The sequence below is a fragment of the Klebsiella sp. JN_Kp121 genome (assembly GCF_040062145.1).
GTDB classification, from domain to species: domain Bacteria; phylum Pseudomonadota; class Gammaproteobacteria; order Enterobacterales; family Enterobacteriaceae; genus Klebsiella; species Klebsiella aerogenes.
Genome location: NZ_JBEAHX010000026.1, coordinates 15,391 through 34,014 on the forward strand (window position 1 = coordinate 15,391; position 18,624 = coordinate 34,014).

21 protein-coding genes are annotated in these 18,624 nt (G+C 55.2%); 12 read left to right on the forward strand and 9 right to left on the reverse strand.

The window, feature by feature from the left end:
- Positions 1-244 precede the first annotated feature (244 nt).
- From rutA to rutG, 7 genes are read left to right on the forward strand one after another with little or no spacing between them, the layout of a single operon-like run.
- A complete protein-coding gene (rutA, locus tag ABLU86_RS17790; protein WP_020079162.1) occupies positions 245-1,336 on the forward strand; it encodes a pyrimidine utilization protein A in 1,092 nt (363 codons plus the stop codon).
- Positions 1,336-2,046 (forward strand): pyrimidine utilization protein B, encoded by a 711-nt coding sequence (rutB, locus tag ABLU86_RS17795; protein ID WP_348796245.1) that lies wholly within the window; start codon positions 1,336-1,338, stop codon positions 2,044-2,046. The genes rutA and rutB overlap by 1 nt, the downstream gene beginning before the upstream one ends.
- On the forward strand, positions 2,039-2,431 hold the full coding sequence (gene rutC, locus ABLU86_RS17800; protein ID WP_020079164.1) for a pyrimidine utilization protein C: 393 nt from the start codon (positions 2,039-2,041) through the stop codon (positions 2,429-2,431). The genes rutB and rutC overlap by 8 nt, the downstream gene beginning before the upstream one ends.
- On the forward strand, positions 2,428-3,231 hold the full coding sequence (gene rutD / locus ABLU86_RS17805; RefSeq protein ID WP_348796246.1) for a pyrimidine utilization protein D: 804 nt from the start codon (positions 2,428-2,430) through the stop codon (positions 3,229-3,231). Before rutC ends, rutD begins: the two co-directional genes overlap by 4 nt.
- Positions 3,228-3,818: a malonic semialdehyde reductase gene (locus ABLU86_RS17810; protein WP_020079166.1), complete on the forward strand. Its 591-nt coding sequence runs from the start codon at positions 3,228-3,230 to the stop codon at positions 3,816-3,818. Before rutD ends, ABLU86_RS17810 begins: the two co-directional genes overlap by 4 nt.
- A gap of 10 nt (positions 3,819-3,828) precedes the next feature.
- Entirely contained in the window at positions 3,829-4,323 is a 495-nt protein-coding gene (gene rutF, locus ABLU86_RS17815) for an NADH-dependent FMN reductase RutF (RefSeq protein ID WP_045360071.1), read from the forward strand.
- 21 nt (positions 4,324-4,344) lie between these two features.
- On the forward strand, positions 4,345-5,667 hold the full coding sequence (gene rutG, locus ABLU86_RS17820; protein ID WP_348796247.1) for a pyrimidine utilization transport protein G: 1,323 nt from the start codon (positions 4,345-4,347) through the stop codon (positions 5,665-5,667).
- A 37-nt stretch (positions 5,668-5,704) separates the two neighbouring features.
- Here rutG and ABLU86_RS17825 read toward each other — a convergent pair whose 3' ends face one another.
- Both ABLU86_RS17825 and ABLU86_RS17830 read right to left on the reverse strand, forming a co-directional pair.
- Entirely contained in the window at positions 5,705-6,631 is a 927-nt protein-coding gene (locus tag ABLU86_RS17825) for a DMT family transporter (RefSeq protein ID WP_015367249.1), read from the reverse strand.
- A 157-nt stretch (positions 6,632-6,788) separates the two neighbouring features.
- Complete coding sequence (locus tag ABLU86_RS17830) at positions 6,789-6,962, reverse strand: general stress protein (protein WP_015367250.1); 174 nt, start codon at positions 6,960-6,962, stop codon at positions 6,789-6,791.
- A 391-nt stretch (positions 6,963-7,353) separates the two neighbouring features.
- On the opposite strand from ABLU86_RS17830, the gene wrbA reads away from it, so the two are divergent.
- Positions 7,354-7,950, forward strand: coding sequence for an NAD(P)H:quinone oxidoreductase (wrbA, locus tag ABLU86_RS17835; RefSeq protein WP_015367251.1), 597 nt, complete (start codon positions 7,354-7,356; stop codon positions 7,948-7,950).
- 20 nt (positions 7,951-7,970) lie between these two features.
- Entirely contained in the window at positions 7,971-8,198 is a 228-nt protein-coding gene (locus ABLU86_RS17840; RefSeq protein WP_015367252.1) for a YccJ family protein, read from the forward strand.
- 66 nt (positions 8,199-8,264) lie between these two features.
- Here the strand turns inward: ABLU86_RS17840 and agp are convergent, their stop codons facing one another.
- Both agp and ABLU86_RS17850 read right to left on the reverse strand, forming a co-directional pair.
- Entirely contained in the window at positions 8,265-9,512 is a 1,248-nt protein-coding gene (agp, locus tag ABLU86_RS17845; RefSeq protein ID WP_015704989.1) for a bifunctional glucose-1-phosphatase/inositol phosphatase, read from the reverse strand.
- Positions 9,513-9,954: 442 nt separating this feature from the next.
- Positions 9,955-10,179 (reverse strand): hypothetical protein, encoded by a 225-nt coding sequence (locus ABLU86_RS17850; protein WP_348796248.1) that lies wholly within the window; start codon positions 10,177-10,179, stop codon positions 9,955-9,957.
- A gap of 265 nt (positions 10,180-10,444) precedes the next feature.
- Here ABLU86_RS17850 and ABLU86_RS17855 point away from each other — a divergent pair, with 265 nt between their 5' ends.
- Positions 10,445-10,567: a small membrane protein gene (locus tag ABLU86_RS17855; RefSeq protein ID WP_015367255.1), complete on the forward strand. Its 123-nt coding sequence runs from the start codon at positions 10,445-10,447 to the stop codon at positions 10,565-10,567.
- A 96-nt stretch (positions 10,568-10,663) separates the two neighbouring features.
- Here ABLU86_RS17855 and ABLU86_RS17860 read toward each other — a convergent pair whose 3' ends face one another.
- The 5 genes from ABLU86_RS17860 to ABLU86_RS17880 form a co-directional block, all read right to left on the reverse strand.
- Complete coding sequence (locus ABLU86_RS17860; protein WP_348796249.1) at positions 10,664-12,043, reverse strand: hypothetical protein; 1,380 nt, start codon at positions 12,041-12,043, stop codon at positions 10,664-10,666.
- A complete protein-coding gene (locus ABLU86_RS17865; RefSeq protein ID WP_046883778.1) occupies positions 12,043-12,300 on the reverse strand; it encodes a PAAR domain-containing protein in 258 nt (85 codons plus the stop codon). The genes ABLU86_RS17860 and ABLU86_RS17865 overlap by 1 nt, the downstream gene beginning before the upstream one ends.
- Before the next feature lie 13 nt (positions 12,301-12,313).
- Positions 12,314-13,588, reverse strand: coding sequence for a phage late control D family protein (locus ABLU86_RS17870; RefSeq protein WP_348796250.1), 1,275 nt, complete (start codon positions 13,586-13,588; stop codon positions 12,314-12,316).
- A gap of 264 nt (positions 13,589-13,852) precedes the next feature.
- Entirely contained in the window at positions 13,853-15,244 is a 1,392-nt protein-coding gene (locus ABLU86_RS17875; protein WP_015367261.1) for an APC family permease, read from the reverse strand.
- A 351-nt stretch (positions 15,245-15,595) separates the two neighbouring features.
- The gene (locus ABLU86_RS17880) at positions 15,596-17,014 is read right to left on the reverse strand and encodes a glutamine synthetase family protein (protein WP_020079175.1); all 1,419 of its coding nucleotides are present in this window, start codon (positions 17,012-17,014) and stop codon (positions 15,596-15,598) included.
- A gap of 225 nt (positions 17,015-17,239) precedes the next feature.
- Between ABLU86_RS17880 and puuD the strand changes: the two genes are divergently transcribed.
- Both puuD and puuR read left to right on the forward strand, forming a co-directional pair.
- Positions 17,240-17,992, forward strand: coding sequence for a gamma-glutamyl-gamma-aminobutyrate hydrolase (gene puuD, locus ABLU86_RS17885; RefSeq protein ID WP_161798760.1), 753 nt, complete (start codon positions 17,240-17,242; stop codon positions 17,990-17,992).
- 25 nt (positions 17,993-18,017) lie between these two features.
- Complete coding sequence (gene puuR, locus ABLU86_RS17890) at positions 18,018-18,575, forward strand: HTH-type transcriptional regulator PuuR (RefSeq protein WP_002898590.1); 558 nt, start codon at positions 18,018-18,020, stop codon at positions 18,573-18,575.
- Positions 18,576-18,624: the final 49 nt, after the last annotated feature.

Sequence of the window (18,624 nt, forward strand, 5' to 3'; positions counted from 1 at the left end):
CCCCTCGCCGACACGACCCTGCGCACTCCGATCGCGCATGACTGCCGTTTTTTCGTGCACTGATTTTGACCATTCGGTCCACATTTTTATCCTTAAATCCAGTAACCATTTCACAACACATTAATAACAAACACTTTTTTAAAACTGGCATTACCTTTGCTTTATTTCCGCTGCGAGGTGGTTCGGGGAGAGGCAGGATGCCGCACCGCGCAATTTCATCTTCCATGACGACAGAGAGGTAGTTATGAAAATCGGTGTTTTCGTTCCCATTGGTAATAACGGCTGGTTAATTTCCACCCATGCACCGCAGTATATGCCCTCCTTCGAACTGAATAAGGCGATTGTTCAGAAGGCCGAGCACTACCATTTCGACTTCGCGCTCTCCATGATCAAACTACGCGGCTTCGGAGGGAAGACCGAGTTCTGGGATCATAACCTGGAATCGTTCACCCTGATGGCCGGTCTGGCGGCGGTGACGTCGAAGATAGAGATTTATGCCACCGCCGCGACGTTGACGCTCCCTCCGGCTATCGTCGCCCGCATGGCCTCGACAATCGACTCTATCTCCGGCGGACGTTTTGGCGTGAATCTGGTGACCGGCTGGCAAAAACCGGAATATGACCAGATGGGGATCTGGCCCGGCGATGAATACTTCGCCAGTCGCTATGACTACCTGACTGAATACGTTACGGTTCTGCGCGATCTGTGGGGGACCGGGCGCAGCGATTTTAAAGGTGATTACTTCACCATGAACGACTGCCGGGTTAGCCCACGGCCATCGCAGCCGATGAAGGTTATCTGCGCCGGGCAAAGCGACGCCGGCATGGCGTTTTCCGCCCAACACGCCGACTACAACTTTTGCTTTGGCAAAGGGGTTAATACCCCCGCCGCCTTCGCGCCCACCGCCGCACGTATGATGCAGGCGGCGGAAAAAACCGGCCGCGAGGTCGGCTCCTACGTGCTGTTTATGGTGATCGCCGACGAAACTGACGAAGCGGCCCGCGCTAAATGGGAACACTACAAGGCCGGCGCGGATGAAGAGGCGCTGGCTTGGCTGACCGAACAGAGCCAGAAAGATACCCGCTCCGGCAGCGATACCAACGTCCGTCAGATGGCCGACCCCACCTCCGCGGTCAACATCAATATGGGCACCCTCGTCGGCTCCTATGCCAACGTCGCCCGTATGCTCGATGAGGTGGCGGCGGTCCCCGGTACCGACGGCGTACTGCTGACCTTCGATGATTTCCTGCAGGGCATTGACGCCTTCGGCGAACGTATTCAGCCGCTGATGCGCTGCCGTGACCATATTGATCCCATTACCCGCGAGGTGGCCTGATGATTACCCTTCCCACTCGCCCGGAATCGCTGACTTTGTCGCCGCAGCACAGCGCGCTGATCGTGGTCGATATGCAAAACGCCTATGCAAGCCAGGGCGGATACCTGGATCTCGCCGGTTTTGACGTCTCCGCCACCCGGCCGGTTATCGATAATATTAATCTCGCGGTGGCCGCCGCCCGCGCCGCCGGCATGTTAATTATCTGGTTCCAGAATGGCTGGGACGAACAGTATGTGGAAGCCGGCGGCCCCGGCTCGCCGAATTACCATAAATCTAACGCGCTGAAGACCATGCGCCAACGCCCGGAACTACAGGGCAAGCTGCTGGCAAAAGGCGGTTGGGATTATCAACTGGTTGACGAATTACGGCCCCGGGAGGGCGATATCGTCCTGCCGAAACCCCGCTACAGCGGCTTTTTCAATACCCCGCTCGACAGCATTCTACGCAGCCGCGGTATTCGCCACCTGGTGTTCACCGGCATCGCCACCAACGTCTGCGTCGAATCGACGCTGCGCGATGGTTTCTTCCTCGAATACTTCGGCGTGGTGCTGGAGGATGCCACCCATCAGGCAGGTCCCGCCTTCGCGCAACAGGCGGCGTTATTCAACATTGAAACCTTTTTCGGCTGGGTCAGCGACGTCGGCAGCTTCTGTCGCGCCATAGAACCCGAAGCCCCGCTCGCTTTTACCGAGGAGAAACGCTATGCCTAAACAGGTGATTATTCCCCCCGGCACCGCTACGCCGATTGCCCCCTTTGTTCCAGGGACGCTCGCCGACGGAGTGGTATATGTCTCCGGCACTCTGCCGTTCGATAAGCAAAACAATGTGCTCTACCCCGGCGACCCAAAGGCGCAAACCCGTCACGTGCTGGAGATTATCAAAAGCGTTATCGAAACGGCGGGGGGCAGTATGGCGGATGTGACTTTCAACAGTATCTTTATCACCGACTGGCAAAATTACGCCGCGATTAACGAGGTTTACGCCGAGTTTTTCCCCGGTGATAAACCGGCGCGTTTCTGTATTCAGTGCGGGCTGGTGAAACCCGATGCGCTGGTGGAAATTGCCAGCGTCGCCCATATCGGGACTCCAACATGATCAGGCTCAATATTGCCCCGCCGCCGTGGCCCGACTCCCCGGTGGTGGTGCTGAGCGCCGGGCTTGGCGGGGGTAGCGCGTACTGGCTGGCGCAGCGGGCGGCGCTGGAACAGCATTATCAAATGGTGTGCTATGACCATAACGGTACCGGGGAGAACCGCGGCCCGTTGCCGGAAAATTACAGCATGGCGACGATGGCGCAGGAGCTGTTCAGCGCCCTGCAGGCGGCGGGCATCATGCGCTTCGCGCTGGTTGGCCACGCCCTGGGGGCGCTGATTGGGATGCAGTTGGCGCTCGACTATCCGCGCGCGGTCAGCGCGCTGGTGCTGGTAAACGGTTGGCTAACGCTTTCCCCGCATACCCGCCGCTGCTTTCAGGTCCGCGAACGCCTGCTGCATGCCGGCGGCGCCCAGGCGTGGGTCGAGGCTCAGCCGCTGTTTCTCTATCCGGCGGAGTGGATGGCGGCCCGCCTGCCGCGTCTCGAAGCGGAAGACGCGTTGGCTATTAGCCATTTCCAGGGCAAAGAGAATCTACTGAAAAGGCTGCAGGCCCTGAAACAGGCGGATTTTTCGCGCCGCGCGGCGGCTATCGCCTGCCCGACACTGATCATCAGCGCCACCGACGACCTGCTGGTCCCCGCCTCCTGCTCGCGAATGCTGCAGGCGGCGATTCCCGGTAGCCGACTCGTGGAAATGGCCTGGGGCGGCCATGCCTGTAACGTTACCGACAGCGACACTTTTAACCCTATTTTACGCGACGGCCTGACGACCCTGCTGCCGGTCGCCGAGGAGAATATATGAGCGAAGCAATCAACCAAAAGGCTTGCGAGACCCTATTCACTCATGCCCGAACTTACAACGGCTGGCGGGATCTCGCGGTTAGTGACCAGCAACTGCGGGCAATTTACGACCTGATGAAATTGGGCCCGACCTCGGCCAACTGTTCACCGGCGCGAATCGTTTTTGTGCGCAGCGCCGAGGGCAAAGCGAAACTCCGCCCAACGCTCTCCAGCGGCAATGTGGAAAAAACCATGCAGGCGCCGGTCACCGCCATCGTGGCCTGGGATAACGCGTTTTACGAGCGCCTGCCCGCGCTGTTTCCGCACGGCGACGCCCGGAGCTGGTTTACTTCCAGTCCGCAGTTGGCCGAGGAAACCGCCTTTCGCAACAGCTCGCTGCAGGCGGCGTATCTGATTTTCGCCTGCCGCTCGCTGGGTCTCGACACCGGCCCGATGTCGGGGTTCGACCGCGAGAAAGTCGATGCGGCGTTTTTCGCCAACAGCGGCTGGAAAAGCAATCTACTGGTGAATATCGGCTATGGCGACCCCGGCAAATTGTACGACCGGCTGCCGCGCCTGAGTTTTGATGAAGCCTGCCTGCTGGCATAAGGAGACGGTAATGAACGTAGCGGATCAACACAGTTTTCGTGACGCCATGGCCCATGTCGGCGCGGCGGTCAACATTATCACCACCGAAGGGCCTGCCGGGCGCGCCGGTTTTACCGCCAGCGCGGTATGCAGCGTAACCGATACCCCGCCGACGCTGCTGGTGTGCCTCAACCGTTCGGCTTCGGTCTGGCCGGTATTCAGCGAACATCAGGCCCTTTGCGTCAATACCCTCGCGGCCGGACAGGAGGCCCTGTCGACGCTCTTTGGCGGTAAAACGGCAATGGATGAGCGCTTTGCCGCCGCCGACTGGCAAACCGGCGCGACCGGCTGCCCGCGGCTGAAAGAGGCGCTGGTCAGTTTCGACTGCCGAATCGACCAGCGGCTACAGGTCGGCACCCATGACATTCTGTTTTGCCAGGTCGTAGCTATCGCCCGCCAGCCGGAACCGCGCGGCCTGATGTGGTTTGACCGCGACTATCACACGCTTATGCGGCCCGTTTGTTAACCTCTCACCCGGGATATCATCATGGCACTCTTCGATTTTCCTCGCTGGCAGTTAACCACCCCCGCCGCAGATGCCGGCGTTGTCGCCCCGGATGAACGTTTATCCGCCGGGCAAACGCTGATCATGGGCGTGCAGCACGCCGTGGCAATGTTTGGCGCGACCGTATTAATGCCTTTATTGATGGGGCTTGACCCCAACCTGGCTATCCTGCTGTCGGGGGTGGGCACTCTGCTGTTCTTTGTCGTCACCGGCGGCCGGGTACCGAGCTATCTTGGCTCCAGCGCCGCCTTCGTCGGCGTGGTCATCACCGTGACCGGCTTTACGGGCCAGGGGTTGAATCCTCATCTCAGCATCGCCCTCGGCGGCATTATCGCCTGCGGGCTGCTCTATACCCTGATCGGTCTGGTGGTGATGAAAATCGGTACCGGCTGGATAGAGCGACTGATGCCACCCGCGGTAACCGGCGCGGTGGTGATGGCGATCGGTCTAAACCTGGCGCCGATTGCCGTGCACAGCGTTTCCGCCAACGCCTTCGACAGCTGGATGGCGATGCTGACGGTGCTTTGTATCGGCGCCGTCGCGGTCTTTACCCGAGGACTGCTGCAGCGTCTACTGATCCTTATGGGGCTTATTATCGCCTGTGCGCTCTATGCGCTGCTGGCCAACGGATTCGCTCTTGGTAAACCGCTGGATTTTGCCCCTGTCGCCCAGGCGGCGTGGTTTGGCGTCCCGCACTTGACTTCCCCCACCTTTGACAGCCAGGCGATGCTGCTGATTGCGCCGGTGGCCATCATTCTGGTGGCGGAAAACCTGGGGCATTTAAAGGCCGTATCGGGAATGACGGGGCGCAATCTGGATCCCTGGATGGGGCGCGCGTTTGTCGGCGACGGGCTGGCGACCCTGCTTTCCGGCGCCTGCGGCGGTAGCGGCATCACCACCTATGCGGAGAACATCGGCGTTATGGCGGTGACCAAAGTCTATTCAACGCTGGTGTTTGTCGCCGCGGCGCTGATCGCCATCCTGCTCGGCTTTTCGCCCAAGTTCGGCGCCCTGATTCATACGATCCCAGGCCCGGTCATTGGCGGCGCATCAATCGTGGTCTTTGGTTTGATTGCGGTCACCGGGGCGCGGATATGGGTGCAGAATCGGGTCGATCTCAGCCTGAATGCGAATTTAATCATGGTGGCGGTGACGCTGGTTCTGGGCGCAGGCGATTTTACTTTATCGCTGGGGGGCTTTAGCCTTGGAGGGATTGGGACGGCGACTTTCGGCGCTATTTTATTGCATGCGTTACTTAACCGCCGCCAGCATCAGGAAAAGGTGGCAAAAGCCACTACGGTATAATCAGGATTCGCCCCGGCGACGCGCGCCGGGGCCATAATTAGGGCTCGCGCCGCTCGGCAAGCTCTGGCGCTTCCTCTGCCGCAATCTGCGGCCGCGATTTTTTCTTCCACTTCAGCTCGCTGACCAGCACTCCGGCGAGAATAAACAGACAGCCCACCAGCGCCAACAGCGGCAGACGCTCGCCGGCGATACGACCAAACACGCCAGCCCAAACCGGCTCGCCGGTGTAAATCAGCGTCGCCCGCGTCGGCGATACGCTACGCTGCGCCCAGTTCATGGTGACCTGAATAATAGCGCTGAAAATCCCCAGTCCCAGCGCGACGGCCAGCAGTTCCGGGCGCATCGGCGGGATAGACTCCCCAGCCGGCGCCATCGCGGCAAAAGCCACCAGCGAGGCGGTCGCCAGCTGTACCACCGTCACCCGGCGCACATCGACCTGACGCGCCCACGCGCTGATTAAAATGATTTCGGCAGCGATAGCCACCGCGCTTGCCAGGGTAATCATTTCGCCAATCCCCAAAGCCAGCAGATTGTTTTCCGGCCCCGCCAGCAGGATCAGCCCGATAAACGCCAACACGATGCCCACGCAGGACATGACGCCAGGCATGCGCCCAAGACACAGCCACTGCAACAGCGGCACCAGCGGTACATACATGGCGGTAATAAACGCCGATTTACTGCTGGAGATGGACTGTAAGCCCCAGGTTTGCAGGCTGTAGCCGAGCGCAATCGCCACGCCGATCGCCACACCGGCCTTAACCTCAAGCCAGGTCAGGCCGCGTAACGTACGCAGCGACAGTAGCGCCACCGCCAGCGCGGCGGTGGCAAAGCGCAGGCCGACGAAGAAAAACGGCCCGCTAAAGTTCACGGCGTACTGTACGGCAAGAAAGGTACCGCCCCAGAACATGGTGATCACAATCAGGATCAGTTCCTGCGGCGTTATCGAGAGTTTGAGCGAAGACATGAGGCGACCAATAGCAATAAATAGCTAACCAGTTTCGCAGGCGCTTCAGGCCGAAAGCAACACCCATAGACAAAAAAACCGCCGACATACGTCGGCGGCGAGGGTGATGCGGCAGGGTCGGGGGAGATTAACACCGCATCATAAAAGACAGTCCCGGCTAGCTATTGCGATTGCCGTGACTATTTTTACCCCCTTTTTTGCCAGCTTCCGAGGCGCGTTGAGGATCGTTTTTAAAGTTCCCCCCGCTGTGCTGGCCACCTTTACGACCTGCTTCTGATGCTCTGGCACGATCTTCGGCAAAATTGCCGGAACCGCCACGATGGTTTGCCATTACTGACCTCCATTGGGTTTGACATCATATTGCATTAGGTGAGTTCAGGGCCTAAGCCCCCGCGGCATATGGCATGGCCATTATGCATCGCGTGCTTATAAGCGTAGTAAATGAAACTCATTCCCCAAGCAAATAGTCACATTCCGCAACATTTAATCGTCAAAACCAGACGCCAGCGGCGATCGCAACCGCTAAGCATTTCTTCTTACAGCTGAAATCAGCCCTGCGCAAAATGTATCTATTTGCTACGAGGCATGTTGCAAATTAATCTTTGCCATTTTGTTATAAATCAAACAAATGTTTGTTGGATTTGCACTCTGCGCCACAGGTCTTATCTTTATAGGTAGCCAGTCGTTTGGCTGGACAATTACGCAACCGAGGAGTGATGCAAATGGCTAAAATTCTGGTGCTTTATTATTCCATGTATGGACACATCGAAACCATGGCTCATGCCGTTGCCGAAGGGGCAAATAAAGTTGACGGCGTTGAGGTGGTTGTGAAGCGCGTGCCGGAAACTATGCAGGCTGAAGCGTTTGCCAAAGCAGGCGGGAAAACACAAAATGCGCCCGTCGCCACACCGCAGGAACTGGCGGAGTATGATGCCATCATCTTTGGTACCCCTACCCGTTTCGGCAATATGTCGGGACAGATGCGCACCTTCCTGGATCAGACCGGCGGCCTGTGGGCGTCCGGCGCGCTGTATGGCAAAGTCGCCAGCGTCTTTAGTTCAACCGGTACCGGCGGCGGCCAGGAGCAGACAATTACCTCAACCTGGACTACCCTTGCCCATCATGGGATGATCATTGTGCCGATTGGCTACGGCGCGCAGGAGCTGTTTGATGTCTCCCAGGTACGCGGCGGCACGCCATATGGCGCAACCACCATCGCAGGCGGCGACGGCTCCCGTCAACCAAGCCAGGAAGAGCTGGCTATCGCTCGCTATCAGGGTGAACACGTCGCCAATGTAGCTGTGAAATTACACGGCTAACCTTCAACAGGAGGAGTTGCATGCCGAATCAAGAAGCGAAGGCCCACCACGTGGGCGAATGGGCAAGCTTACGTAATACCTCTTTGGAAATCGCCGAAGCCATTTTCGAACTCGCGAATTACGATGAAAAGCTGGCGGAGAAAATTTGGGAAGAAGGCAGCGATGAGGTGCTGTCGCGAGCTTTCGCCAAAACCGATAAAGACAGCCTCTTCTGGGGCGAACAGACCATCGAACGTAAAAACGTCTGATAGCGCAATTGCGCGGGCATTGCGCCCGCGCTCATTCATCACCCGGACTGCTCCGGGTTTTTTGTTTTATTTTGCCGCCTCGTTCATGACCTTTTTGAACGTCTCCAACGGGCAGAATCCCTGGTCATCAACCGGACAACCGTTAAGCGCCAGCGTGACCCGCTGCGGTGGAGATTGCAGGCTCAAAGCATCCGCGTTGCGCAGCTGTTCAGTGCTTTGATAGACATACTCAATCTTCATTAAATCGCGATTGCTGCCGCTATCGTGCCAGCGCTGGAACAGCAGCTTGCCGCCGATGGGGGTGCGCTCATACTGGCCGGGTAACTGGTAGGGTTTAAAGTCCAGCGCCGTCAGCAGCGAAGCGATGTTGGAATCATGCCCGACCAGCAGCGTCACTTTCGCCTTAGCGGCGCCATCGCCCACCAGCGCATTATCGATATATTTAACCAGCGGCTTAGCGACGTTGCGCGCCACTTCCGCGGAAGTAAACAGACTATCCTGATAGCCATTTTTCAGCTTTGACAGCACCTGCCACTGCTTATCGCTGGCAATTTCGCCCCACGCCACCTGATCCTTCGGAAAACCTTCGTAGTACTGCAGGGTGAAGGCATCCACCAGCGAGTTACCGACCTTCAGCGGCCCGGAAACACCTGGCTCCTGCTGATATTTGGCGCTAAAGGTATCTTTACCGTCGCTAAGCGAGCAGACATGCTTTTCTTTACAGGATGGCGAATTACGATAGTCGGTCATCTCTTCCAGCAGCTTGTAGCTCTCAGCGAGCTGCATCCCCTGACGCTCTTTTTCCATTGCCTGCACCGCTTTTTGCGCGAATTCGGCTGAATCGTCAGTAATGACCGGGTTGAACGTGGGATCCATCGTTCCCATCTGCGGCTGATGATGCACAGGCACCCCGCAGCCAGGGAAAGCGCCGGTAATAAAGAACTGCGCGGTGGCGACGGTCCGCTGCAGGCTATTAGCGTAGGCGTAGACGGCATTTTCCGGCGGGCATTCGCCGCTGGTCACCAGCTTCTGCTGCGCCAGCCACTCACGCATATAGTGGCCCATATAGACCTCCAGCACGCCGCCTTTGGTGGTTAACTGACCGCCTGGCACATCCCACTGCGGCCAGGATTTCGGCGTCGACTGCTCAAGTACGCTGCCGTTATTGGCCAGCGGCGCGCGCAGGTTGTGGCGACTCATGATCAGCACCTGTTGCAGTTGATACCCTTCCGGCGCAACGGCGTCCTGCGCCTGGGCGCCGGCGGATAACAATACGGCCCCGGCCACCGCGGCGGCGAGTAGACTTTTTTTCATCCCTTCATCCTCAGTCATTTATTATCATCGCCATCATTGTGACGGATTTATGACATTTTTGCGGGCAATGGCTCACAAACTGAGGCGTCGGTCGCTTTTTTAACACTTCAGAGATGGCCGGGAGCGGCAGATTCAGGACCGTAGATACGGTTATCGGTTGGCAACTTTCTTAAGGAGTTTTCCCGGACGCGGCGCGTTGCGCCTTCTCCGGGCTACCAAATCGCAAAGCACTGTAGCCCCGGTAAGCGGCAGCGCCACCGGGGATTTGAGGCCGCAACACCGGCAGTTTCAGCCTGCATGGTGAATAAATTAACGGCAGGTCGCCCGGATAAAGCGCAAGCCATAACCCGCGAGTACCTCAGTTGGTATGATCTTAACCGCTACCGAAGGCATAAAACAGAGTCAGGATGAGTGTCGCAGAGGGAGTGGCGAAAGCGGCTACCTATTCCGGTAATGGCACCGCCGCCAGCGTACAAATCGCTTCATGTTCACCGCCCCGGCGGTCGACCATCACCACTTTATCCCCGGCCTTTTTACCTTCGCAGGGTTTTAACACCTGCTCGACAATTCGTTCGCGAACCTGTTGGCTTTCCGACTGCGCCCAACTGGCAAAAGCCGTCAGCATAAGCGCCGAAGCAAGCAGGCTGGCGAGACTTGTTTTAAACATGCATTACTCTCAGAAAATTCTCATTCAACGGTTAGCGTAACAGCCGCAATCCCATCCGTCTGTAAAATGACTTAACGGAGTGTTACATCAGACGCTAAGGCGCGCACATAGCGTCACAATACATTAACACCATCAATATTTTAACATAATGAGCCATGCTGGATGCCTTTGGCACTTTTAGGTCATCTTTCGGAAACATCCCGATGTTATCGTCTTCGTGAGGCGTTATTTTTTCTTCTGTTTAAACAAATTATTAGGTTAATTTATGTCGGGTTTCTTGCTCTTTATCGTGGCGATCGCTCTACTGGGTGTCGCCGTTTACAGCCTGGTGTCTTACATCAAAGAACGTCGCGCCGGTCAGTTGCCAACCGATAAAAAAAAGAAATAACTTCACTTTGCCAATCTTTACACCCGGGCTGCGTATTACCAGGGAAGAAGCCGATCTCACGGTCGGCTTCTTCCCGTCTATACAATAAGATTCAGCTCAATACCCCATATGTTGATATGCCTTATTGACGGCTAAAACAGTCAATGACAAACCAACGCCAAAAGCGATAATTGCAGGAATGGCTATACTCGCCACGATCCACAGCGTAGAGATATGTTCAGGTTTAGGCGTAAAACTCACATTATAAAACAGCCACGAAATCATCAGGCCTCCCGATACTATAACGCTGTGCACAACAGGTGGTATCGTATGGCCCCACTTAGCTTTGTCGGGTAAATTCGTCTTCTTTGAAGACAAGGAAGTAATAGCAAACTTGTTATTTTCAGATGTCGCCACCAGCTGCTCGCCTTGCGCATATCTAACGGCATCGGCAGCCAGCGCCAAAGCCAGCCATCGATAACCGGCACTCTTTTCCCCTAGTGAGGCCTCCATATCCAGGCGTTCTGACGCCAGATTTTTTGCATCTAACGCCTGCAATAATGGGTATTTATCCACTCTGGACAATCCTGTATACCACAGTGTTTTAGGTGCAATAACGGACTCAACCTCCAGATAGACCGGCATCTTTTCTTCTACATCAGTAACGCCGGACATCGGCTGATAAAGATATACCGGCTTTTCGCCTGCTCCTCTGACATAGTGATTAGTGAACAAAAACGCACAGGCGCTTTCCATGCTTTTAGAATCGCTATCTTCTTCATGCATATCGACAGTAATGACGATTCGGTTAATGACGTTGTCATCGGGCGCAGCGATCCATTTATCCACCATGCCGTACTCCGGACACTCGGTAAGGTATTCGATTTCACAGGCGTTGGCGTTAGGGATATTCAGATGCTCCAGCACCCTCCTCAATGCATCTACACAGAAGTTATCTCCCCCACGTACCCAGACGATAATTTCAATTCCGCGGTAATTATTACCGTTCAACATCATAGCCATTGGGGTAAGCAATTTCGTGAAAATTTGCTCATTACGGGTCTGCTCGAAAAGATCTTCAATTTCTATCCTGAGAGGGGTTTTCGGCGCTAACGGAAACTCTCCCTCCAGTTTCAGCATATTGAGCGCAGGCTGTTCTAAAGGGGTTAGAGTAGTCCAGGCGGCTAGCGCGATATTTTTTCGGGCATAGGTTTTAAGCTCCACCTCCCAGGATTTGGCAATATATTTGCGTATTTCTGCGTAACACACTGTCGCACTCAATACCATCTTCACGAAGAACAATATCGTGGTCAAAACACAGGCAGGAAGTAATACGGAAGGAATGAAGAACTCACACGTGACCGGTTTATTTTCAGGCCAGACTAGCGCCTGTATAAACAGGCATACCGCGATAAGCGCTACATAAATCATCACGACAGCCAATACAGGCATCTCATCCTGAATATCTTCCTGCTCAGAATATAGCCACCATTCCATTACACCGCTCCCGCAGTTTGTAGCGTCGTTCGTATCGTGCATCCACATTCAGCTTTACAGCCATCCACCACCACACCGCGACCGTTCATCGTCCAAAAGGGGTGGCACTCAGTAATACCGAAAGTCCCTTTGTGCGTAGCACACTGAACTTTGTCACCTTTTAGGGTGACAGGGGCTCCCATAAATTCAGCACCGGATGATGTGATCACTTTTCCTCCGCCCGCCAGCGGATCATTTAACCTAATGACACCTTTCATTATTTTTGCTCCCTTAACGTCCTGCATCCATATCACAACGCATATGATCCCAACCGGTATAGCCTTTTACTTCGGGTACTCTGTCGGGCACCCGCGCGGGCACCGTACCGGCAATGACAGGTCGCGACAGATACTCCGGTCGAAAGTTGTATCCTGACAGATACGGAATGCCGGCGAGCTGCGCGTGATAATGCCGGGCTCGACTGCCCGTAATCGTCATGGTGGTAATCAAAAAACCCGGTTTGAAGCCGTCTGGTACCGGCCCAGTAAGGTGAAACATAACGCCAGGCCGCAGCGCCGGATCGCTGGTTGTTGCACTGAGCCGGCTCTGCTCATTCAGTAGACGTTCATAGCGTAGGCGGGCGTAAAACGTGGCCGTCTCAGCTTCTGTTGCGTGAAAATCGCCGTCTGCGAGGTAATGATCGGCGTAGTGATACTCTCCCCCGGACGTAATCCCCTCCGGGATATCATTATTGATAATGGTTTTAACAGCTTGTGGAGAATACGGATCGCGATAGTTGTAGGTGCGTACTAATACCTGTTCAGGAACCAGCGAGTGCTGCTCTTCCAGATCGGTCACGTACTCGTCATAGCTGGTCATCCCGGAATAGCGGACGTAGGGGAGTTTTTTATCGCGGTAAATGTATCGACTGTCAGAGTCAGCAAAAATCACCACGGTTTCCGTCTGAACCTTATGGTGATTCTCAAAACGAAACCAGATGCCAATTTCAGCCAACAGCCGACGAATAAACTGCAGATCCGTTTCTTTCCACTGAATAATCATTTCCCTTCGAGGATAGGTGTAACTCAGCCTGTCGAAATCGATATTATACCCTTTGAAGTAGCCGCTATTTTTCATGAGTTGCGTAACCACTTCCGGCACGGTGACATCCGTATACACCGCTGAGCGATAATTTTTATCCAGCAGCGCAAGCTCATGCTCCAGCACGCACTCATATAGCGCCTCATCTGAGGACGACTTCAGGCGGGTAAATTGTGTTATAACGCCGTTAATCTGACGTACCGGTAACCAGGCAGCCTCGTTCTGCCAACGCGCGTTCGGATTAGGCGCCCGAAGATAAAACTGCGCGATCTGATTGAGAACAGCTCCGGCGGGGATATTGTCATCGGCACTGGAAAAACGGATGGTATAACGATACGGTTTACTGAGCGTCTCTTCGCCTATAAAAGAATGCACATCGACAGCCGTACTTTTGCTTCGCGGAAAGTAAAGCAAATAACGGCTTAACGTATCCTGCAATTGAATTATTTTAGTTTGTTCTGTCATAACCAAATATCCTTTTGATAAAACAGCACTGACCAAAAATAATACGCCCAGCAACACAAAATTAAAATATAAGTTTATTATCCCGCAATATATAATATTATCGAGCCATTATATTCACAGCGGAAATAAAATCCGTTCATTTAAAATCGACAAAAAAAGATGGGGTAAAGCAGATATTCAAGTCATTAAAAAGGGCCCCATGATAAACATGGAGCCCTTATTCGATATCAGGCCTGGCTGCCTGGTTGTCGTGGTAACAGCAAATTACGACTCCCAGGCCTGCTCCGCTTTCGTCGCATCAAACTGCGGCGGCGGTTTACGGAAACGGCGGGTCAGGTAGGTCAGATAAAGCAATCCCAGCGCGGCCCACACCAGCCCCAGCGTCAGCGAGGTCGCCTCGAGGTTCAACCACAGCACCCCCACGGTCAGGGCGCCGACCATTGGCAACAGCAGATAGTGGAAGCGATCTTTCCAGGTTTTGTTATACCCCTTGCGCCGCCAGAAGTGGTTGTATACCGAGAGATTAACGAAGGTAAAGGCCACCAGCGCGCCGAAGTTGATAAGCGCCGTCGCGGTCACCAGGTCGAAGAACAGCGCCGACAGCGCGACGATGCCCACCATAATCACGTTCAGCGCCGGGGTACGCCATTTCGGATGCACATAGCCGAAAATGCGCTCCGGGAAGACGTTATCGCGGCCCATCACGTACAGCAAGCGCGACACGCTGGCGTGTGACGCCAGGCCCGATGCCAGGGTATTAACAAAAGTGGTGCACAGGAAAATCGACTGGAACAGCTTGCCGCCGACATACAGCGCAATTTCCGGCAGCGCGGCGTCCGGATCTTTAAAGCGATGGATATCCGGGAAGAACAGCTGCATAAAGAACGAGGCGACGATAAAAATAATGCCGCCGTACATCGCGGTAAGGAAGATGGCCTTCGGGATCACCCGCGCGGCATTCGGGGTTTCCTCAGAAAGCGTGGTAACGGCGTCAAAGCCGAGGAACGAGAAGCAGACAATCGTCGCGCCGGTAATAATCGGGATCAGATGCGCATTCTCGCTGATAAACGGCTGCAGAGACCAGACGGTGCCAACGCCCTCGCCCTTATGCAGCCCTTGTACCACCAGAATCACAAACACCACCATGATGGAGATCTGCACCAGCACGAACAGGGTATTGAAGTTGGCCACCAGGTTAACGCTTTTCAGATTCGCCGCGGTCAGAATGGCGACAAAGGTCACCACCCACACCCACGGCGGCACTTCCGGAAACAGCGCGGAGAGGTAGATCTTCGCCAAAAGGACGTTAATCATCGGCAGGAACAGATAGTCGAGCAGCGAGGACCAGCCGACCATAAAACCGATGTGCGGGCTAATTGATTTTTGCGCATAGGTGTAGGCCGAGCCCGCTTCCGGGAACTGGCGCACCAGCTTGCCGTAGCTGATGGCGGTGAACAGCACTCCAGCCAGCGCCAGCAAATACGAGGCCGGAACGTGGCCATTGCTGATACCGGAAACGATGCCGAAGGTATCAAACACCGTCATGGGGGTTAGATAAGCCAGCCCCATCATTACCACTTGCCACAGTTTGAGCGATTTACGCAGACGCGGTTTCCCCGCCTGAGCGGCGTTTTCTGCAGGAAGATTAGCAGCCATGACGCATTCCCCCCATGCCGACGACAGTTTGCGGGCACAAAGACCGGGTAACAAACCTGCTTAGCAAGGGGGTAAGGCGTAAATAAAAGGGTAAGACGGACCGATGAACGGCGGTAAGTTGGCATCCAATGCGGCCAAAGAGGCCCCCTTCTCCCTGCGGATATTTGAACATCTGCATCATCTCATTTCCTCGTCACACACTGTGTCGTTAACTGAAGCCCCGTTGCCGCCTGCGCTCCTTAACGCGACATCCGGGAAATGGCTGGGCTCCCAGCAAAAAAGAACGACCAGGCTCCGCTCAGGCCGTATGATGCTACCGATTAAACTAATGCGCCCCTTACGGGGCGACCATCAGGCGTTTTTCAACATCCACTCAATTTCCGTTTCTGTGATAAGACGCTCGAACTGCAGTAACTCATCATTCTTACAGGCGTGGTAAACGTGGCAGAAACGCTCGCCAAGACGCTCCCGCAGATGATCGTTTTGCATAAACTCCCACAGGGCGTCGCTCTGGCGGATTGGGAACGGCAAGCCTTCTTGTTCCAGACCGTTACCTTCCACCTCGTCCTGCAGCGGCAGCGGATTATCCAGCCCGTGCAGGATACCGGCGAAAATCGCCGCCATCACCAGATACGGGTTGGCGTCCGCCCCGGCCACGCGATATTCAACGCGGTGGTTATGCCGATCGCCACACGGAATGCGCAGCGCTACCGTACGGTTGTTATGCCCCCATGACGCCTGCGTCGGCACATACATGCCCGCCTGGAAGCGACGATACGAGTTCACGTTCGGCGCCAGCAGCGCCATCGACGCCGGCATCAGGTCAATCATCCCGGCCAGCACGCGTTTCAGCAGGGCTGAATCCTCGCCGTCCGCATCCGCCAGCACGTTTTCACCTTTATTGTTTTGCATGCTGATATGGATATGCATCCCGCTACCCGCATGCTCTTCATAAGGTTTCGCCATAAAAGTGGCGTGCATCTTATGCTTCTCCGCCATTAAACGCACGAGACGTTTTAATGCCAGCGCATCATCGCACGCATCCAGCACGTTATCGGTGTGGTGGAGGTTGATTTCGAACTGCCCCGGAGAGGCTTCAGCCACCGCGCCATCCGCCGGGATCAGCTGTAACTGGGCCAGTTCATCAATATCATTCAGTACATCGGCAAAATGGTTGAGGTTATCAACGGAATAGACCTGGCTTTGGGTATTACGGTCGTCGGTGCCGGGCGCGCACGGCGGCTGCAGGTAGCCTTCGGCATCGCGTTTGCGATCGAGTAAATAGAACTCCAGCTCTACCGCTACCACGGGGAACAATCCGCGCTGGCGGAGCTGCTGCCAGAGGCGGTTGAGTACGTTCCGCGGCTCAACGTCAAAGGGAGCGCCATCTTCATCAACCATGGTCAACAGGACCTGGCCGATGTATTCCGGATCGGCTGCCGAAGGGGTCAACGTGCCCAATACCGGGACGCAGCTGCGGTCCGGTTCGCCCATATTCTGGCCAAGCCCGGCCTCTTCCACCACGTTGCCGAGAATATCCATCGCGAAAACGGACGCCGGGAAGTAGCAGCCCTTCTCCAGCTTGCTGAGGCTGGCGACCGGAATGCGTTTGCCGCGGAAGCAGCCGTTCAGGTCTGTGAGGAGTACATCGACATACTGAGTGTTGGGGTAGGTTTCGAGGTAGCGCTTCACTTCTTTAGCGAACGCGCTTACCCGTCTCTCTTCCGTCTGCTGAACAAAATTCTCAACTTCTACGATATTGGTATCCATGATTCACCGCCGTTGTTTTAGTTTTCGGACCCTGACTGAAAACGTCAAATATAATGTCCACCCTTCGAATGTGTATGCAAACAAAATGTTTGTCAAATGTTAAATTAAGTTTGCAAACGGCTATTTCCACTGCTAGATTGAGAAAATATTGAACGATATGGCCGTTTATCAGCCACAGGCGGTCATAATTTAGTCCACTTTGTGAGGGCGATCATGGAAAATATAATGTACAAGCCAGTTATTGGCGTCGTGATGTGTAGAAACAGGCTTAAGGGTCACCAGACCCAGACTCTGCAAGAAAAGTACCTGAATGCCATTGTTAACGCTGGCGGACTGCCGATTGCCCTGCCGCACGCGCTGGCCGAGCCGGAACTGCTGGATGCGTTAGTCGATAAACTGGACGGGATCTACCTGCCAGGCAGCCCCAGCAACGTGCAGCCGCACCTTTATGGTGAAAACGGCGATGAGCCTGACGCCGACCCCGGGCGTGATCTTCTGAGCATGGCGCTAATTAACGCCGCGCTCGAAAGGCGCATCCCCATTTTCGCCATCTGCCGAGGGCTGCAGGAACTGGTTGTCGCCACCGGCGGGACTCTGTATCGTCGTCTGTTTGAACAGCCGGAACTGCTGGAGCATCGCGAAGATCCTGAACTACCGGTGGAGCAGCAGTATGCGCCGTCCCACCAGGTGGAGGTGCAGGAAGGAGGTTTACTTTCTCAGTTAATACCGGGCTGCAACACGTTTTGGGTAAACTCGCTACACGGCCAGGGCGCAAAAACGCTGGGTTCGCGTCTGCGCGTGGAGGCCCGTTCACCGGATGGGCTGGTTGAGGCGGTCAGCGTCAACGACCACCCTTTCGCGCTGGGCGTGCAATGGCATCCTGAATGGAACAGTAGCGAATACGCCCTGTCGCGTATGTTGTTTGATGGTTTTATCACCGCCTGTCAGAGCCATGTCGCCGAAAAGCGGCGGCTCTGACCACTACAGTTAAGGAAATGCAAATATGAGCGATGACGGACTGGCGCCAGGGAAACGTCTGTCAGAGATCCGCCAACAGCTGGGTCTTTCACAGCGTCGTGCCGCCGAACTGTCTGGGTTAACACATAGTGCCATCAGCACCATAGAGCAGGACAAAGTCAGTCCTGCCATCAGTACGCTGCAAAAGCTGCTGAAAGTATATGGGCTGTCGCTCTCGGAATTCTTTTCTGAACCCGAAAAGCCGGATGAACCGCAGGTCGTCATTAATCAGGACGATCTTATCGAAATGGGGAGTCAGGGCGTTTCAATGAAACTGGTTCATAACGGAAATCCGAACCGTACGCTGGCGATGATTTTTGAAACTTACCAGCCTGGGACCACAACCGGGGAGAGAATTAAGCATCAGGGTGAGGAGATAGGCACCATACTGGAAGGTGAGATCGTGCTGACGATTAACGGTCAGTCGTACCACCTGGTGGCTGGACAGAGCTATGCCATTAATACCGGCATCCCTCATAGCTTCAGCAACACCTCGGCAGGTATCTGCCGCATTATCAGTGCCCACACCCCCACCACATTCTGATTTCTTAGCCTGAGCAGGTTTCAGGCTTTCTTCAGGCCTGTCGCGGCGG

Coding starts and splice junctions, on each gene's coding strand:
- rutA (WP_020079162.1), top strand. CDS start 245: ATGAAAATCGGTGTTTTCGTTCCCATTGGTAATAACGGCTGGTTAATT.
- rutB (WP_348796245.1), top strand. CDS start 1,336: ATGATTACCCTTCCCACTCGCCCGGAATCGCTGACTTTGTCGCCGCAG.
- rutC (WP_020079164.1), top strand. CDS start 2,039: ATGCCTAAACAGGTGATTATTCCCCCCGGCACCGCTACGCCGATTGCC.
- rutD (WP_348796246.1), top strand. CDS start 2,428: ATGATCAGGCTCAATATTGCCCCGCCGCCGTGGCCCGACTCCCCGGTG.
- ABLU86_RS17810 (WP_020079166.1), top strand. CDS start 3,228: ATGAGCGAAGCAATCAACCAAAAGGCTTGCGAGACCCTATTCACTCAT.
- rutF (WP_045360071.1), top strand. CDS start 3,829: ATGAACGTAGCGGATCAACACAGTTTTCGTGACGCCATGGCCCATGTC.
- rutG (WP_348796247.1), top strand. CDS start 4,345: ATGGCACTCTTCGATTTTCCTCGCTGGCAGTTAACCACCCCCGCCGCA.
- ABLU86_RS17825 (WP_015367249.1), bottom strand. CDS start 6,631: ATGTCTTCGCTCAAACTCTCGATAACGCCGCAGGAACTGATCCTGATT.
- ABLU86_RS17830 (WP_015367250.1), bottom strand. CDS start 6,962: ATGGCAAACCATCGTGGCGGTTCCGGCAATTTTGCCGAAGATCGTGCC.
- wrbA (WP_015367251.1), top strand. CDS start 7,354: ATGGCTAAAATTCTGGTGCTTTATTATTCCATGTATGGACACATCGAA.
- ABLU86_RS17840 (WP_015367252.1), top strand. CDS start 7,971: ATGCCGAATCAAGAAGCGAAGGCCCACCACGTGGGCGAATGGGCAAGC.
- agp (WP_015704989.1), bottom strand. CDS start 9,512: ATGAAAAAAAGTCTACTCGCCGCCGCGGTGGCCGGGGCCGTATTGTTA.
- ABLU86_RS17850 (WP_348796248.1), bottom strand. CDS start 10,179: ATGTTTAAAACAAGTCTCGCCAGCCTGCTTGCTTCGGCGCTTATGCTG.
- ABLU86_RS17855 (WP_015367255.1), top strand. CDS start 10,445: ATGTCGGGTTTCTTGCTCTTTATCGTGGCGATCGCTCTACTGGGTGTC.
- ABLU86_RS17860 (WP_348796249.1), bottom strand. CDS start 12,043: ATGGAATGGTGGCTATATTCTGAGCAGGAAGATATTCAGGATGAGATG.
- ABLU86_RS17865 (WP_046883778.1), bottom strand. CDS start 12,300: ATGAAAGGTGTCATTAGGTTAAATGATCCGCTGGCGGGCGGAGGAAAA.
- ABLU86_RS17870 (WP_348796250.1), bottom strand. CDS start 13,588: ATGACAGAACAAACTAAAATAATTCAATTGCAGGATACGTTAAGCCGT.
- ABLU86_RS17875 (WP_015367261.1), bottom strand. CDS start 15,244: ATGGCTGCTAATCTTCCTGCAGAAAACGCCGCTCAGGCGGGGAAACCG.
- ABLU86_RS17880 (WP_020079175.1), bottom strand. CDS start 17,014: ATGGATACCAATATCGTAGAAGTTGAGAATTTTGTTCAGCAGACGGAA.
- puuD (WP_161798760.1), top strand. CDS start 17,240: ATGTACAAGCCAGTTATTGGCGTCGTGATGTGTAGAAACAGGCTTAAG.
- puuR (WP_002898590.1), top strand. CDS start 18,018: ATGAGCGATGACGGACTGGCGCCAGGGAAACGTCTGTCAGAGATCCGC.